Source organism: Pseudomonas sp. NPDC096950, assembly GCF_044762525.1.
Classification (GTDB): domain Bacteria; phylum Pseudomonadota; class Gammaproteobacteria; order Pseudomonadales; family Pseudomonadaceae; genus Aquipseudomonas.
The window spans coordinates 234,682-248,414 of the sequence record NZ_JBIWEL010000005.1 but is presented as its reverse complement, the minus strand read 5'-3'; the positions used below and the strand labels follow the sequence as shown (position 1 = coordinate 248,414).

Sequence of the window (13,733 nt, the reverse complement as noted above, 5' to 3'; positions counted from 1 at the left end):
ATGGCAGCCGCTCGAACGATTTATATTTGGTACCGGAAGAAAGAGATGAAACAACGGACATTTATCTTTGCAGCGATACTGTGAACCTGATTCAGTAAGGAAAATCATGAGCAATTACAAGCGCAGCTTCGTTCAGACCTCTAGAGCTTGGTATGCAACGTCAGCCCTTTATAGGGAAGCACACGAGCGATTCATTGTCAGCGTTGAAGCCGGCGAAAACTACCAGGGCGAGTTTGAAATCTCCTGGCCGATGATTTCTCCTGCTGGTAGTGCAGAGTTGCGCGTCCTTGATGACGGTTGGCGCGCACTCTCACTCTGCAATGATTTGATTGCTGTAGTCGCAGGTATTGGGCCTATGAAACTGACTGTCGAAGCATTTCAGGAACATTTGGCCAAACTAGGCTTTGAGGACGCTACAGAAACTGAGCGGCAATCTACATAGGAAATGTCGGCACCATGGTGCGGACTTGTATCAACACGGTTCACAGACTGGCAATGCGTACTTTGTTGGCGCGGCAACGACGTTGATCATTTATATTAGGCGGGGTCTAAATGGGTAGTCCTGAGGTCAGGCAGTTCAACGTTCATCCAGGGATAATTAAACACCTGATTAAAGAGCAGGCCGGTACTTTCGTGAAGGCCGTTGTAGAGCTGGTGATGAACTCCATCGATGCGGGGGCAACGAGAGTAGATCTCATCTTTTTGGAGAACGGGACGTTCACTGTAAAAGATAACGGACGGGGTTTTGCTGATCGAAGAGAGATCGAAATGTTCTTCGAGACCTTCGGTACGCCTCATTCTGAAGGTGATGCGCGATTTGGCCGGTTTCGTATTGGGCGTGGGCAGATCATGGCTTATGCCAACACCGTATGGCGCAGTGGCAATTACAAAATGGATGTGCGTCTTTTGTCAGAAGATGCCCCGCTCGGTTACAGCCTGCATGAGACTGTTGAGGAGCAGGCTGGCTGTCACATCGATGGAGTTGTCACGGATGAATCTGTGCTCCGCGAACTCCATTACTCGGGATTGATGAAGACTCCATGGTGCCGCCCTGCGAACTCCGATTTCGCGAGAGCCATACGCTACCTGGATGTCCCGGTTTATGTGGATGACGAACAATTAAATACCTCTCCAGCAACTTGTAAGTGGTCCTTCGAAGACGATTATGGTTACTATCTGTTCGACGAGTCATCTGAATTTATAGTATATAATTTAGGCGTTTACGTTGCATCCGCTAAACGAAGGGATTTTTTTGTTGGCGGAATCTTCGTTTCCAAAAAGCCAATCAAACTAAATATGGCCAGAAATGCTTGGCTAAATCACGGCTGCAAGGTTATAGAAAACCTCATAAAAGTCACAAATCGAGAGTTTCGCAAATCGGTCGCAAAATCGGCCAACATGAACGATGCAGACCTAGGCGCTCTCATCTACAAAGTTGCTCGCCAAAGTGAAGATATTAAAGAGGATGAGGCATCAATTCTATTTGATAAACGCTTTATCTTGGATCTATCAGGTAAAAGGCTTTCACCACGCGAATTCTTGAAAAACCGTGTTTTTAGCCTCTATGACGGCGAATCAAGCCTAATTGCGGAACGTGCTGTGGCCGAAGGGGCCATCGCTATGCTAATACCTCGAATGTTCCACCTTGCTGGAATGGAAAGTTCTGAAGCAGTCGCAATTGACTTCATGCACGCCCTTGCTGGGTTGTTTGGGGAATTCACGGATGGGTGGAACATACGATTCGTTAAGTTCGAGACTATCAAGGCAAGCTACTCCAGCATTACCGAGCGAGTCGCCGATGCCGATCTCACACCGGAACAATTTGCTGCTCTAAAAGCACTAAGGCATGTGGCAAAAGATATTGCCTGGTCAACAAAAGATCCAGCCAAACGCACGAGGAGGATATTCGCTGGAAAGTCCGACTGTGCAGAAGCCTGGACGAACGGTTTTGATTATATAGAGATCAATGTCAAAGTGCTTCAGGAAGCCTGCTGGAGTGGGATTTCTACATTACCTGCATTAGTTCTTCACGAGTTTTGCCATCAGAGCGCCAGCTCCTTGGACGAACACGAACATGGGATTGAATTCTACAAACGCTTTCATGATGTTGTGCTCAGCGAAAATTTTGCCTCCATTGTTCGTGCGTGCCAGATGAAATATATGTCTTTGCTACTCGAAGCCGGCATTAATATTTGCTATTCTGACCGCCGTATTGCAACCAAGATGAAAAGAATTGTTCTCCAATCTGATGTAGTAAAACGTCGTATTGAGCTTGAACGCAAAAGACGATGGGCAATGGAATAGTATCGATTTCTAAAAGTGCATCATAGGTAACCTGACACCCTTAAATATTCAACTCTGCCAAGTCAAGTAAAAAAGACTTGTCCGAATACTACTCGGACGATGAGTGGGAATGATCAGAAATCAGAGACCTAAAAAAACCCGCCGAGGCGGGTTTTTTGTTGCACGAGCTCGGCAGCCGGCGCGACTAGTGTGAGGTTGCCGGAATCTTTGTCGGTGAGGGCGATTCGCATAGCGCTGCTCCGTCGCGCATGTTGAACCTGGAGGAAGTCACTTTGCCCTTCGACTCTTTCACCAACCAGTCGCACCCTGCTGAGTCTCTGACCACCATTCCGCTGCCTACCGGGACGGCATCAGCAAGCATCTGCTCGCGATAGACTTCATCGGGGTCTAAACCTCTGGCGTACATTGCCAAATCGAAGTTTGAGAGTGCTGCACCACGCCAGATGTAGCCACGAGCATCACAAGTGATGGGAGATGCGTCTGTTTTGCCAGGCGCAGTTACGCTGATGGGCTTGTATGACAGTTGGGCAATACCGCCCTGCCTTCCTGTCACAGCCACATAAGCTTTGCCCTGGCTGCACATCACGTCGGTCTTCACGAACTGGTCAGCAGCCTCAACAAAATCTGTTGAGTGTCCAGGCGCGGCGCTAGCTGCGCCAGCAAGCAAAGGAATCGCAGCTAAAAGGGTTTTAAATTGTCTCAAGTGCCTCTCCTGCGTTACGCAAGGCATTCCACCGTGGCATTTTTGCGCCATCGGTGGCGGTGGGTTCGAATTATTTGACTTGTTTCCGCTTGTGCCCCCAACAGGCATAAGCCGCGCACGCAATAAACGTTTGGAGGCAAGTCGCGATGATCACAATGGTTTTGGTAGCGCCCGGTACCGGCTCGCCGTATGGCTCGTTACCCAGCCACAGGGCCAGACAGACCAATCCGAGGAAGGTCATCGGGATCTTTTGAGCTGTCCCGCTGGCGCGATGGAGTAAAACGGCCACGAGCGTGATCACCAAAAAGAACCCAACAAGCACCGGGGAAACCAGTTCGAAAATCAACATTTAACTGATCCCTTCTTGTTGTCACGATAGCCGCCGAGGTAGCTGATTCCTATAAAAGCAGCCGCCAGCACAACCACTACGACAAAAACTATTCCTGCACAAACGATGGATTGTAGAAAACCCACTAAAGAAAGGTTCAGCACACGGCCGAGGTACGAGCCCTGGTGGTAAAAGTAGTCCGGATTGGCCCAAAAAATCAGGTTGTGTGTGATGCTCTGATATCCAATCACATTGAACACCACAAGGACGGGCACGATAACGGCCGTTGCAATGCCAGTCCATTTGCCAATACGGAAAAGGCCACGCCAGAAAAATCTAGTCATCGCCGCTTCTTTCATCGTTCAACACTCCCTTGCCGCTTAGTGATCGCCATCAGTTCTTGTGGATGGCCGGATAGGCCTGAACCTCAGCAGAGTAAGTCTTGCTGAACTCGCCCTTCCCATCCTTCACTGTGAGGAAGCGTGTTGAGCATTTCACTCCGCCCTCCGGCGTACTTGAAAATTCGCCGGCATCCATTTTGACGATGGCATAACCGCCCTTGGCGGCATTGAGCTCAGCAATACCCCGCAACTGCGATACACACTCGTCTCGTTCAGTAAACGTGCCGGTTTCGGCATGCGTCACGGCAGACTGGCTCAGTAGTGCCAGAGCAATCAGGGTTGTGGTCGTCGACTTGCGCATGACATTCACTCCCAGCTGTGCAGAAGACATGGTTTTGTGGCCTCGGCGAGGTCTGCGCGCAATGTTGTTGCGAGCTTTCCATCCTCGGTGCGCATTTCACCATCAAGAAGCGCATCACTGACCAGTTCTACGTCGCTGGCGCCCTCATTATCATCGCCAGGGTATTGGTAATGCTCGACCAGAAAGGCTTTGGCCTCCTCCGGGGAGTAATGCGCCACAATGTCGTTATCGCCGACCTGGTATGCGGTGAGGGTTTTAGTACTCGCGTCGTCAGTTTTCAGTTGGCCGGTGATCGGTTGCTGAGCGTTGAGATTTTTGGTGGATACTGCGGTTTCCATTGCGCTCTCCTTCGAGTCTTTGCGGTATCTATTGCTCAGCTCAAATGCTGAACAAATCAACTTGGTGGTTATCTTGATCTCGCTTAGGCGTAGGCTTCGGCAAGCACTTTGAGTAGCGTCCGCAGCTCCTCGCGACCGACTTGCCGAATGACTGCCGCCACTATCGGTGGTACATCATCAGCCCAAGACATCGCGGTGCACCCTTGCTTATTCTGCTGGCTGCTTGAGCCGGGCCGTAAGCTCACTCACGCCCAGACAGAGCATGAAAACCATCAGCATCAAGCCAATCGCTACACAGGTACCTGGGTAGGCCGAGTAAAGCGCCAGCAGGGCCGCAGTCACTGCCAGTGGATCAATGGGCGTAATAATTTTTAGTTTCCTTTCTGACAGGGATCCACCGATGAGGCCAATGCTCATACAAGCTTGCTGGTATCCGGAAGTTCAGCCCAGGCACGCACACCTGAAAGCTCTATGGTCAAACCGCTTACGCGGCACGTGAAAACCTGCTCTTCCATGCTGTAGCTGGCAACGACAAAATCGCCTGCCAGCATCCAGAGCACAAAGTCATTTACGGTGGCGCGGGCAGGCAGAGGAGCCACGCTTTCGGTCGCCCCCTGGAATTTCATCAGATGGTTGAAATCCAGCTCAACGATTGTCGAATACACAATGCGACCTACCCTTATTTGCCAGCATGATCCGCGTCGGATGACGCGGTCGACATGGCTTTATCGACGCATTTGTAGTCCATACCGGTCAAGGTCAGCCCTTCTTCCGAAATAGGTTTTTGCACTACCATGATGTACGTGCACTTCACCGCTTTTCCATCTGCGTCTGTTGTTAAACCCTCGACCGTTATACTGCCGTCCTGATTGAATGATGTTCCGACAACCTGAACTTGTCGCGGCGGCTTTTTCCCAAATAAGGCTTCACCGTTCACAAATAAAACCACGAGAACGACGATTAACCCCAAGCACCACAGTGCTGAGTTATCAAGCCAGGAAAAGCGATTATCGCGTTTTGATGTTTCTTTCATAAAATTTTCCAAAATACGTCGCGACTTGCGCCGCTACACAACCCCTACGAGAGGCAGCTAACATGGCGCAAACGACTGTGAAGTATCCTTCAGTTAAAGTAAAGAAGGATATTTCCTGCAACAGCACCTCAGCACAAGATCTTCAAATTTAAGATCGGCACTCATTACCGTACGATCAAGTCCGCGACGTAGGGTTGCCCTTTCGCTCCAGCCAGGTAACCAGTTGCTTTATCCTTGACGGCTTCCAGCTTCTGGTTGCACAGGACGTTGTCAGCGGCATCGTAGAAGGCACTGAACACATCAAGCTTTGTTCTCGGATAGCCCAGCGGTGGAAACAGTTTGGCGGCCAAGCTCAGCACCTTACTGGCCACCATGTAACCCATGAACCAGAAGCCGCCATAGCCAACGATTTTGCTGTTGAAGGCCAGGACGTATTCACCGCCGTACATCTGTGCGATTTTCGGGTCGTTAGCCATCGTGTGCACCATGGAAATGAAGGCCGGCCGCGCGACCATGGCGAAGCCCCCACCAATCATTGTGGTCAGAGTGATCAACCCAACCGTCTTGTGGGGTTCCAGAACGTTGTGGTCTTTGTAAATCGACCTCACCCTCAGGGCATGGACTGCAACCAGACCAAGAATCAGCGGCATTGATTGCTTCAGATCCCGCAGGTAGATCAGCAGGAGCGCGGCAAGCGCCACACTCCCCACGACCACGAAATAAAACCAACTGGTTTCATAACGAGTCGGCATGATGAAAGGGCTTTCTGTGTCAGTGTTCATGGATCGCTTCTTATCTGGTAGGAGGTCGGTACAGGTCGAAAGGGGTTAAGCGCTGGCGCTAATCTTTCGGGCAATACGCGAGGTAACGGGGTGTCCTGGCGGCGTGTAGATCGGCCCGCAATGTCGGGGCGTCGGCCCCGTCGTCCGTCTGCAACGGCGCGTCTAATTCTTCGTCACCCACGAGCAAGACGTCCCCTAAGGTCACTGGCGAGCCGCTCTCACTCAGATCTTCGCCCAGCTCATCAAAAGCAACTTGCAGGGCCTGCTCCGGCGTATGCGCAGCCACAACATCACCGCCGATACGAAAGGCTCGAAGAGGGAATAGACGCGCGCGCGAGTACGCCAGCGAAACCGAGAGAACCGTAGCCAGTACGCCCCAAAAGGTCGGCATGTTCGCGCCTGGCGAAGTCTTCATCAGATACAAAGCGACAGTCGCACTCCCGCTGATCACGAGAACGTTGCCCCAGCTCGGTAGCCAGTGATACAGGGTCGAGCTTTTAAGCGGACTGGCGCACGGCGTTGCTGGTGCGCACGGTAGCGGCCGATTGATCATCGGCCATGAACGCAGCGAAGGACTTTTTCGCCGAGCTCCGATAGCTCAATTTGAAATTGGCTCTGGCTTGGGTAAAGCCTGCTCGGGATCGTTTTTATCACTCCTTTCACCTTGAGTGCAGTGGCGACGCGGAACTCATCGCGGGGGCAGTAGACAAGCTTACCTGGGCCACTAAACACATCGAACGTTTCTAAGAAGTTGCGCTGGAGGGTTGTCAGGCGCATTTCGATGCGTTGGGCCAGGTGGAACTGCTTGAATTCTTCGACGTCCGCCGCTGGGACTTCTTCATCTGCCCAAGTCGCGAACCCGGTGCGCGTCATGTTGGATTCGGTACCAACGTCAGGGATCTTTCCCGAAGTGTGCACGCGGTACCGAACGCAGTCTGCGTTTGTCGCTCCGTAGGTGTTGAGGTGCTCCCCCTCCTCGATCACCTCGCGAAGTCCTTGCTTGCCATCGGTATAAAAGCCGCCGACTCGGATCTCTGCTTTTCTCATGAGCGTCCACCTACGGCATCAGTTGCGGGTTCAGCCGCTGGCGATTCTTCATAGCCGCACGAAAAATAATGATCCCATTGATTTCCGCACTCAGGACAATCAACCATCTGAACGCCGCAGGGTGAAATGCGAGGCTTTGACGGCTGATCCGCTTGCGCCAGGATGTGCATGATCTCAATGCCGATGCTTGGCGTTTTCCAGCTCAAAGCTTCCTTCTGCCAGCTCAGCAGTTGTGCATGAGTCACAGTTAAGCTGCTAGGGGGAACCGGAGCTGCTCGGAAAAAACCCAGTGCCGAAAGAGCCGCGACCACATCGTCAACGTTCTCAAGAGAGGTACGGACGTTACCGGGACGCATCAGTACCTGGGCATGAATGGCTTCCCGGTCAGGCAACTCAATACCGGCATTTTCCGCCAGCTCACCGCCCGACGATGCTGCGATGAGATCAGCAATCTCATGGGCCAAGGCTACCTGACCGGAATCCTTGGCGAGCCCATGAAGCTGCCACAGTTTTTGGTGTCCGATGGATGCCTTCGGTTCGACTGTACTCATGCGTGTTCTCCAATGCTCAATCCATGATCCAAACTCGGCCACCCTCTTGACGTGAGAATCCCGACGACGGCGATAAATGCTCGCTGCTTGTTTATCCAGCTCACCTCATACTGGCGCTCTGACGGTCTATCCTCCGCGTCAGAAGTACTCACAACGACTTCGAAGCCTTCCACGGCTTTTTCCATTCCAGCCTGGCGCAAGCGCTCGACGGCGTAGGCGTGGAGACGCTTGGCCAAGCCGGGGCTCACAACCTCTGCTGTGACCCGCACCTGTTGTGGCAGGGACTTACCGGCCATATACCTGATCGGCAGCTTTTCAAAAACCTCTGTTGCAATGATGGAAGTTTCCATGACATCCCCGGCCGCGAGCGATTGTAATCCGCGCAAAATGCTGGCGCTGTTCAGTGAGTCTGTTTCAATCGAAGACGCTGGCGCGCGGCCCGGGCCTCATTCATGCACAGAGCTCGCGCTGCGCTGAAGGACTGCGCAAGACTCAGGCTTGAATGCTGCTTCATCCGGCGGGCGGTTTGCGAACATTTGCGAGCCAAGCGGATGTTGAAACTTACTGGGTCGATATCGACCAGTGTGTAGATAACTTCAAAAGTACTTGCCGGATCATCCTGAAACAGGATTTTTGATGTGTCTCGAAAGACGATCGCCTTCTGCACAAGATCGAAGGTTGCACCAATTTTCTGGGCTTCGATCCAGAGCTTCCCACCATCCGAAATGGTTCCAGCCAGAGGGGCGGAATGGTCAAACCCCGCAGCACGGAACGTATGCTCCGCGTTGGTGAGAACGGTGGCGTCTTGAAGGCTCGCCAGCACAGGACGGGGTACAGCGTGTCGGGAAGCTTGGGTAATACCTGACTGATGTTGAAGAGCATTCATGACGAAGCACCCTGTTGGTTAAGATGCAACGATTGTGAAGTATATTTCCCATCGAATCAAGCAATATATTTCCCTATTCGTAACTCATCGATCACGCCTGCATTCCCGGCCGCACTCGCAAGGCTCGCTAAGTCTTACTTCGCACCCGCATCGACTGGCTTCGGCCGTACTCTGCCCGCTTCAACGTACCGCACCTTCGATATGTGATCCCGACCTTTCCAATACATCTCGCCGAAAACAAGCAGCTTTAGTCGACCTTTAGGGGTAGTACCCAAGATATGGCAGTGCATCGTGTACTCGCGAACGTTCGAGCCCAGGTGATGCGAGCATTCAAGGAGGTGGGTTGCATTAGCTGCTGTAAGCGTCATGGATGGATCCTAAAATGAAGAGCCTGATCGGTGAGCGTCGACCTGAAAGACTCGATCAGCATGAACGATACTTCACCATCCGATCAAGAAGTATATTGCTCAACATTTTGACGCGCACGTGCAGCTTCCAAGCGGAGCCATCAAGCCCGAGCGTATTTGCGTGCAAATGTCATCAAGGGCCGGGCCGCGAAACATCTACCTCACTCATGGCAAATGCCTTGCTGCGCTTGATGCGCGGTTTGAGGTGCTTCATTGCCGCCGTTGGGGGCTTTCCGGAGCAGATGAGTACCAGGTTGCGCCCAGTTTCAAAGCTGATCCTGACGCACAAGCGGTAAGCCTTTGATCAGGCGTTCAAACACCGTCTGTTGGGCAGCGGGCCGGAGGTGTACCGGGCCTGTGACTCGCATAGACCGTTCGCGCTACTACGATGATCGATTGCATGCGCGGCATGCAACACGTGCACAGGGAAATATACTTCTTTACAGGGTGTGAAGCATACTTCATACTAGCCTGAATGAACCGGCCTGCATGTAAGGCTCGGAATAAAAGGAAAGCGCACCAATGACGATATCGCCCAAAAACCTGACCTTTGCCGCAGCACTCGATGCTTACACGGCTGTTTTGCAAGACCAACCGGGAAAAGCGTTGCTTCAGTCGAACGGCGAGGCTGTGTTCTTGGAAAATGGCGAAATCTATTCCTCCACCATCAACGAGGCCGGCGAGCTGGATATGGACAATGCTGGTTGCATCAGTCCTATAGCGCGGGAGGAATGTGTCGACAGCGCTGAAGTGTGTGCGTTGGCAGTCAACTCCCCAGTTTTTATTCACCTCGACTCACCGGGTTGGCTTGAGTTTTCTCACGGCGGCACGCGCTGGGCGTTCGACGCTGATCAGTTGGCTGAGTGGGATGACGACGAGGGTGACTTTCAATTCCTTGTGTTTCATGGTCTTGATGATCCAACCGTTGAATCCGTTACTCGGTTCATTGAACAGCTTTAACCATCCAGATTGACACTGCCCCGGCAAATCGGGGCTTCAAGGAAAACGAACATGGAAACCGAAAACCCGCTGTACACGCTCGAAGACATGCGCGCCGATCAGGAAGCGATTGATCGCGAAATGAAAGAGCTGCATGCCAAGAATCAGGTCGTGCTCGATCAGGTGCAGGCACTCGTTTCTCCTGAGGCCTTTCAGCAGATCCAGGAGACGCTTTCTGATTCCGAGTACACCTGCGATTACCAGATCGTTGGTCAGCCCGTTGGGGTCGCTCAGGATGAGGGATATGTTCTCGGTGACGTGTTCGTGAATCAGACCATGAACGGTGGGTTCACCGGGGACGAGTACGCAGGCACGATCTGCATGCCGATCACGGCTGACAGCTACTTTCAGTTTCACTACACCTGTTAACGGAAATCGCCGCCACATAATAAGCCCCGCCAGTCGGGGCTAAGCCAGTGAAAGGACGCCATTTTCGCGTCCGTGCAATCGAGGGATTGACCCGTGGCCCGTAAAGTTAGCCTTCCAGCTCTGCGTGAAATGATCGAAAGCAAGGCCGCTGAAACGACCCTGGCGGATTCGCAGTACGACTACGGTCACGTAAACGGCTGGCTCGATGCGCTGCATTGGGCTGAAGAAATCGACAGTCCAGCTCTGTACGAGCTGCGAGACGTGGCAAAAGTGGCCTTTGAAAGCGCAGTTTCAGACCTGCAAGCCGGTTGAAGGAAAACGACCATGACCACCAATCCCAGTGACCCGCAAGCACGAATTGCAGAGCTGGAAGCACAGCTAGAGCAGCTTAAAGCGCAGGCTCAGTGCATAGCGTGGGAGACGGATGCGGCTAATGGGTTGACCCAGTACTTGACGGCCGAGCGCTACAGCCAGATTCATCCCCGGTTCAGAAAGCATTACAGGCCATACCGTTGCAGTGCATGCAGCCAAAGCCAAAGCCAAAGCCAAAGTTGAAGGAATTCAACGCATGTCGCTCCTCCTGGAACTTCAGTGCATCAATCAAGAGGACTGCTCTGCTGAGGCTGAGGACTGCTACAGCCTCAACGAGAAGTCAGTCTATGAGTCAGCCGACGACACTCAGGTCGATCTGATTCGGGCTTACCAGCTAGTTCAAAAACTGGCTGAGCAGAAGGGTTGGAAGAAGGCGAAACTCGCGCAGGGTAAGAAAGGGATGCTTTGCCCTCACTGCGTCAAGCTCTACGAGGCGCAGACCGGCCACCAACTGACCTAATAGTGGAAATCGCTGCCACCCTCCCCCCTTGATTGGGGGTTTGGCAGTACCAGGGCGCCGCTTTCGCGCCCGCGACACTGAACACGGAAAAATCCGATGCTCTCGATCTTCACCAAAGCCAAAACGGCAATCTACGTTTCGGAGCCAGATATTCAGGCGGCGCTAGACCATCTGCGCGCCCTGCCGTACTCCAAGGCTGATTCAACGCCTCGGGCATGGGATCGCCAAGGGTTGTTGGTAGCGCTACAGGAGCAGGCCAGTAAGGGCGCTCTCAAGCAGGTAGGCGACATGCAGTCAATCGGCCCAGGTGTTTGGGCTTTGGTGAAACCGCTGGGAGTGGATTTGTTGCGCATGCCAAATAAGCCAGAAGGGTTGCAAATCTGGCTACTCCTACGCAGCGCCGGCACAGATCCATCCGCACTAACTGAGTTATAGGAATTCGCGGCAGACCTGTCGCCCAGGTACACCACAAGCCCAGCCCTAATAGTTGGGCTTCGCCAGTAGAAGCAGGGCACTTTCGGCCCTCGCGAATTGGGCAATATACGATATGGACATGAATATTTCCGGAAAGAAAGTCGTCCTGAAGGGAGACTTTCTGTCACCAGAGCTTGAGCAAGAGCTTCAAGCCCTAAGAGCAGAGAGCAAGGTTTTTGCAACCATCGTAGATGTCTGTTTCGCTGCCGGTTTTCGAGGCGATACCAGCGTACTTGACTTCATTCAATCGAAGCTCAAACCGGTCGCCCCAATTGAGCCTACTCGCTAAAGGAAAACGCCCAGGTGCGCCCAAGCCCAGCCATGCGCTGGGCTGAGGTCGTAGAGGGCACCGCATCGGCGTCCACCCAATCGAAGGAATGACCAGTTATGACCAGCAAAACGGATACCCCCAACAACTGGACTCAGGGCGGTCAAGCAAAGTCCTCGGACGCAGCGGCAGCCATGGCCAATTTCAACGAAACGCGGCAAAAAATTAACGATGCTTTCGGCATCGGTGGCGTCGCACGCGCAGCGGGTGTTTCGTCCGAACCCCTGCGCTGCTATCAGGTTGGCGATTATGACTGGTTCGCCGCTACGTCTCCTGAGCAAGCGCTGGAACTGATGCGCGAAATCGTCAGTGATGAAGACTGGGATGCGAGCGACCACGCGGTAACGTTGTCCAGTGATGAGCTGCTTGATAAGCGGTGGCGTGAAGAAGACGAACCCGATAAAGACGCTGGCTCCCTGCGCGAGTGGCTGGCAGAAGCCAAAGAGCCGGGTTGGCTCAACGGCATCGAGCCATAGGAAAACCCGTGACAGACAGTCGCGAAGCTCACAAGCCAATCAGTTGAGGGAAAAAAACGATGAATAACGTACCGGTAAGCCGCGAAGAGTTTTTGGCTGAAACCAAACGTCAGATGGAGGCATTGCACCTGATCCAGAAGCGGGCAATGCGTCGGTCAGATATCGGAATGGTGCTGGGCTTGATCGCCATAGCCCTATCAATTGGTTTCAAGTTTATCTAGGAAAGCGATATGACATTGACGCCGGCCTGGACGCTTTTCGAAGCGGATGATTTCCTTAAACGGATTGCAGATGATTTGTTTAATCTTGGCGTTACTGCACAGGTGGTGGGGTCGGTGGCTCGGCAAGGGTTTAGCAATAATGATCTAGACCTGCTCCTTACGCCGCTTTTGCCTATGTCGTTAGAGGATATTATCGATGCTGTTGAGGCGCGGTTGCTGCCTAAGATTTCAACCGATAGTCACGTCAACCCCCTTGAGTCGGCGCATCACGACAACGTGTGGTTCTTAAACATTGCGCTAAAGGATCACCGCATTGTTGAGCTGTACTTGCCAGAATCCACTTTCCCTGTGGAGGGTATGTAAATGCATCCCTGCACGGCAGCTAATTGACCAAGGAAAAAAGCGCATGAGCACTGAACATCAAGCTGCTTGGCATGACGGTGTGGCCACATCTGGCAACAGCTATCTAATTCATCGCTTCAAAAGGACGGCGCTTGTAGACGATATTTCGGTGATGTCGGTGTACAGCTCCAAATGCGGTTCTGTAGCCGTCAAGTCAATTGATACTGACCTGGCGCTGCTGGCCATTTCTAGCCGTTGCAAACGATGCTTCAAAAAGGCATGAAAGCGCCCAGGTACACAACAAGCCCCGCCGTCACGCGGGGCCGAGGCAGTAGAGGGGCATGGTGATCGTGCACAGGATCAAACAGGGTGAAATCCGATGGCAAACACAAAAGCGAAGTCAAAACGCGACGTCATGTCGGTAGTAATAATCCTCGGCTGTGGCTCAGCCTTGTTGTTCATTTTGGGTGCGATTGGTTTCGCCGCGAATGACTTTTTCTATGACAGTCGCCCAGGCTGGCTTGGGACTAGCAGCGCAATGGCTTTGTCATGTGCGGGTGCAGGCTTTTTCGCCACGTCGGTGTTTTTCGCCGGCAGATCCGTAACACCTA

General features: G+C 52.7%; 27 protein-coding genes. 13 read left to right on the top strand and 14 right to left on the bottom strand.

The window, feature by feature from the left end; genetic code table 11:
- Positions 1 to 106: 106 nt before the first annotated feature.
- On the top strand, positions 107 to 442 hold the full coding sequence (locus ACIQY3_RS12135; protein WP_403019613.1) for a hypothetical protein: 336 nt from the start codon (positions 107 to 109) through the stop codon (positions 440 to 442).
- 110 nt (positions 443 to 552) lie between these two features.
- Entirely contained in the window at positions 553 to 2,304 is a 1,752-nt protein-coding gene (locus tag ACIQY3_RS12130; RefSeq protein ID WP_403019611.1) for an ATP-binding protein, read from the top strand.
- Between the two features lie 184 nt (positions 2,305 to 2,488).
- Here the strand turns inward: ACIQY3_RS12130 and ACIQY3_RS12125 are convergent, their stop codons facing one another.
- From ACIQY3_RS12125 to ACIQY3_RS12060, 14 genes are all read right to left on the bottom strand, one after another.
- Positions 2,489 to 3,007: a hypothetical protein gene (locus tag ACIQY3_RS12125; protein ID WP_403019610.1), complete on the bottom strand. Its 519-nt coding sequence runs from the start codon at positions 3,005 to 3,007 to the stop codon at positions 2,489 to 2,491.
- A gap of 70 nt (positions 3,008 to 3,077) precedes the next feature.
- Positions 3,078 to 3,356, bottom strand: coding sequence for a hypothetical protein (locus ACIQY3_RS12120; protein WP_403019608.1), 279 nt, complete (start codon positions 3,354 to 3,356; stop codon positions 3,078 to 3,080).
- Positions 3,350 to 3,694 carry a hypothetical protein gene (locus ACIQY3_RS12115; protein ID WP_403019607.1) on the bottom strand — a complete coding sequence of 115 codons (345 nt, stop codon included), beginning with the start codon at positions 3,692 to 3,694 and terminating at the stop codon, positions 3,350 to 3,352. The genes ACIQY3_RS12120 and ACIQY3_RS12115 overlap by 7 nt, the downstream gene beginning before the upstream one ends.
- A 34-nt stretch (positions 3,695 to 3,728) precedes the next feature.
- Positions 3,729 to 4,037 carry a hypothetical protein gene (locus ACIQY3_RS12110; RefSeq protein ID WP_403019605.1) on the bottom strand — a complete coding sequence of 103 codons (309 nt, stop codon included), beginning with the start codon at positions 4,035 to 4,037 and terminating at the stop codon, positions 3,729 to 3,731.
- A gap of 5 nt (positions 4,038 to 4,042) precedes the next feature.
- A complete protein-coding gene (locus tag ACIQY3_RS12105; RefSeq protein ID WP_403019603.1) occupies positions 4,043 to 4,375 on the bottom strand; it encodes a hypothetical protein in 333 nt (110 codons plus the stop codon).
- 207 nt (positions 4,376 to 4,582) lie between these two features.
- Positions 4,583 to 4,792, bottom strand: a complete 210-nt coding sequence (locus ACIQY3_RS12100) for a hypothetical protein (RefSeq protein WP_403019602.1) — start codon at positions 4,790 to 4,792, stop codon at positions 4,583 to 4,585.
- Entirely contained in the window at positions 4,789 to 5,040 is a 252-nt protein-coding gene (locus tag ACIQY3_RS12095; protein WP_403019600.1) for a hypothetical protein, read from the bottom strand. The genes ACIQY3_RS12100 and ACIQY3_RS12095 overlap by 4 nt, the downstream gene beginning before the upstream one ends.
- A 14-nt stretch (positions 5,041 to 5,054) precedes the next feature.
- Positions 5,055 to 5,408: a hypothetical protein gene (locus tag ACIQY3_RS12090; protein ID WP_403019598.1), complete on the bottom strand. Its 354-nt coding sequence runs from the start codon at positions 5,406 to 5,408 to the stop codon at positions 5,055 to 5,057.
- Positions 5,409 to 5,572: 164 nt separating this feature from the next.
- Positions 5,573 to 6,190 (bottom strand): hypothetical protein, encoded by a 618-nt coding sequence (locus tag ACIQY3_RS12085; protein WP_403019596.1) that lies wholly within the window; start codon positions 6,188 to 6,190, stop codon positions 5,573 to 5,575.
- 58 nt (positions 6,191 to 6,248) lie between these two features.
- Positions 6,249 to 6,581 (bottom strand): hypothetical protein, encoded by a 333-nt coding sequence (locus ACIQY3_RS12080; RefSeq protein ID WP_403019594.1) that lies wholly within the window; start codon positions 6,579 to 6,581, stop codon positions 6,249 to 6,251.
- A 158-nt stretch (positions 6,582 to 6,739) separates the two neighbouring features.
- On the bottom strand, positions 6,740 to 7,237 hold the full coding sequence (locus tag ACIQY3_RS12075) for a hypothetical protein (RefSeq protein ID WP_403019592.1): 498 nt from the start codon (positions 7,235 to 7,237) through the stop codon (positions 6,740 to 6,742).
- A complete protein-coding gene (locus ACIQY3_RS12070; RefSeq protein WP_403019590.1) occupies positions 7,234 to 7,788 on the bottom strand; it encodes a hypothetical protein in 555 nt (184 codons plus the stop codon). The genes ACIQY3_RS12075 and ACIQY3_RS12070 overlap by 4 nt, the downstream gene beginning before the upstream one ends.
- The gene (locus ACIQY3_RS12065) at positions 7,785 to 8,138 is read right to left on the bottom strand and encodes a hypothetical protein (RefSeq protein ID WP_403019588.1); all 354 of its coding nucleotides are present in this window, start codon (positions 8,136 to 8,138) and stop codon (positions 7,785 to 7,787) included. The genes ACIQY3_RS12070 and ACIQY3_RS12065 overlap by 4 nt, the downstream gene beginning before the upstream one ends.
- Positions 8,139 to 8,188: 50 nt before the next feature.
- Positions 8,189 to 8,674 (bottom strand): hypothetical protein, encoded by a 486-nt coding sequence (locus ACIQY3_RS12060; protein WP_403019585.1) that lies wholly within the window; start codon positions 8,672 to 8,674, stop codon positions 8,189 to 8,191.
- 929 nt (positions 8,675 to 9,603) lie between these two features.
- Between ACIQY3_RS12060 and ACIQY3_RS12055 the strand changes: the two genes are divergently transcribed.
- The 11 genes from ACIQY3_RS12055 to ACIQY3_RS12005 all read left to right on the top strand — a co-directional run bounded on the left by ACIQY3_RS12055 (position 9,604) and on the right by ACIQY3_RS12005 (position 13,405).
- A complete protein-coding gene (locus ACIQY3_RS12055) occupies positions 9,604 to 10,041 on the top strand; it encodes a hypothetical protein (protein ID WP_403019583.1) in 438 nt (145 codons plus the stop codon).
- Positions 10,042 to 10,092: 51 nt separating this feature from the next.
- Entirely contained in the window at positions 10,093 to 10,449 is a 357-nt protein-coding gene (locus ACIQY3_RS12050; protein WP_403019581.1) for a hypothetical protein, read from the top strand.
- 93 nt (positions 10,450 to 10,542) lie between these two features.
- Entirely contained in the window at positions 10,543 to 10,761 is a 219-nt protein-coding gene (locus ACIQY3_RS12045) for a hypothetical protein (protein ID WP_403019579.1), read from the top strand.
- 12 nt (positions 10,762 to 10,773) lie between these two features.
- Complete coding sequence (locus tag ACIQY3_RS12040) at positions 10,774 to 11,004, top strand: hypothetical protein (protein ID WP_403019577.1); 231 nt, start codon at positions 10,774 to 10,776, stop codon at positions 11,002 to 11,004.
- 13 nt (positions 11,005 to 11,017) lie between these two features.
- Entirely contained in the window at positions 11,018 to 11,281 is a 264-nt protein-coding gene (locus ACIQY3_RS12035) for a hypothetical protein (RefSeq protein WP_403019575.1), read from the top strand.
- Positions 11,282 to 11,377: 96 nt separating this feature from the next.
- On the top strand, positions 11,378 to 11,716 hold the full coding sequence (locus ACIQY3_RS12030) for a hypothetical protein (protein ID WP_403019573.1): 339 nt from the start codon (positions 11,378 to 11,380) through the stop codon (positions 11,714 to 11,716).
- A 118-nt stretch (positions 11,717 to 11,834) separates the two neighbouring features.
- On the top strand, positions 11,835 to 12,044 hold the full coding sequence (locus ACIQY3_RS12025; protein ID WP_403019572.1) for a hypothetical protein: 210 nt from the start codon (positions 11,835 to 11,837) through the stop codon (positions 12,042 to 12,044).
- A gap of 98 nt (positions 12,045 to 12,142) precedes the next feature.
- The gene (locus ACIQY3_RS12020; protein ID WP_403019570.1) at positions 12,143 to 12,559 is read left to right on the top strand and encodes a hypothetical protein; all 417 of its coding nucleotides are present in this window, start codon (positions 12,143 to 12,145) and stop codon (positions 12,557 to 12,559) included.
- A gap of 59 nt (positions 12,560 to 12,618) precedes the next feature.
- Positions 12,619 to 12,780, top strand: a complete 162-nt coding sequence (locus ACIQY3_RS12015; RefSeq protein ID WP_403019569.1) for a hypothetical protein — start codon at positions 12,619 to 12,621, stop codon at positions 12,778 to 12,780.
- Positions 12,781 to 12,789: 9 nt separating this feature from the next.
- The gene (locus ACIQY3_RS12010) at positions 12,790 to 13,143 is read left to right on the top strand and encodes a hypothetical protein (protein ID WP_403019567.1); all 354 of its coding nucleotides are present in this window, start codon (positions 12,790 to 12,792) and stop codon (positions 13,141 to 13,143) included.
- A gap of 43 nt (positions 13,144 to 13,186) precedes the next feature.
- Positions 13,187 to 13,405 (top strand): hypothetical protein, encoded by a 219-nt coding sequence (locus tag ACIQY3_RS12005; RefSeq protein ID WP_403019565.1) that lies wholly within the window; start codon positions 13,187 to 13,189, stop codon positions 13,403 to 13,405.
- Positions 13,406 to 13,733: the final 328 nt, after the last annotated feature.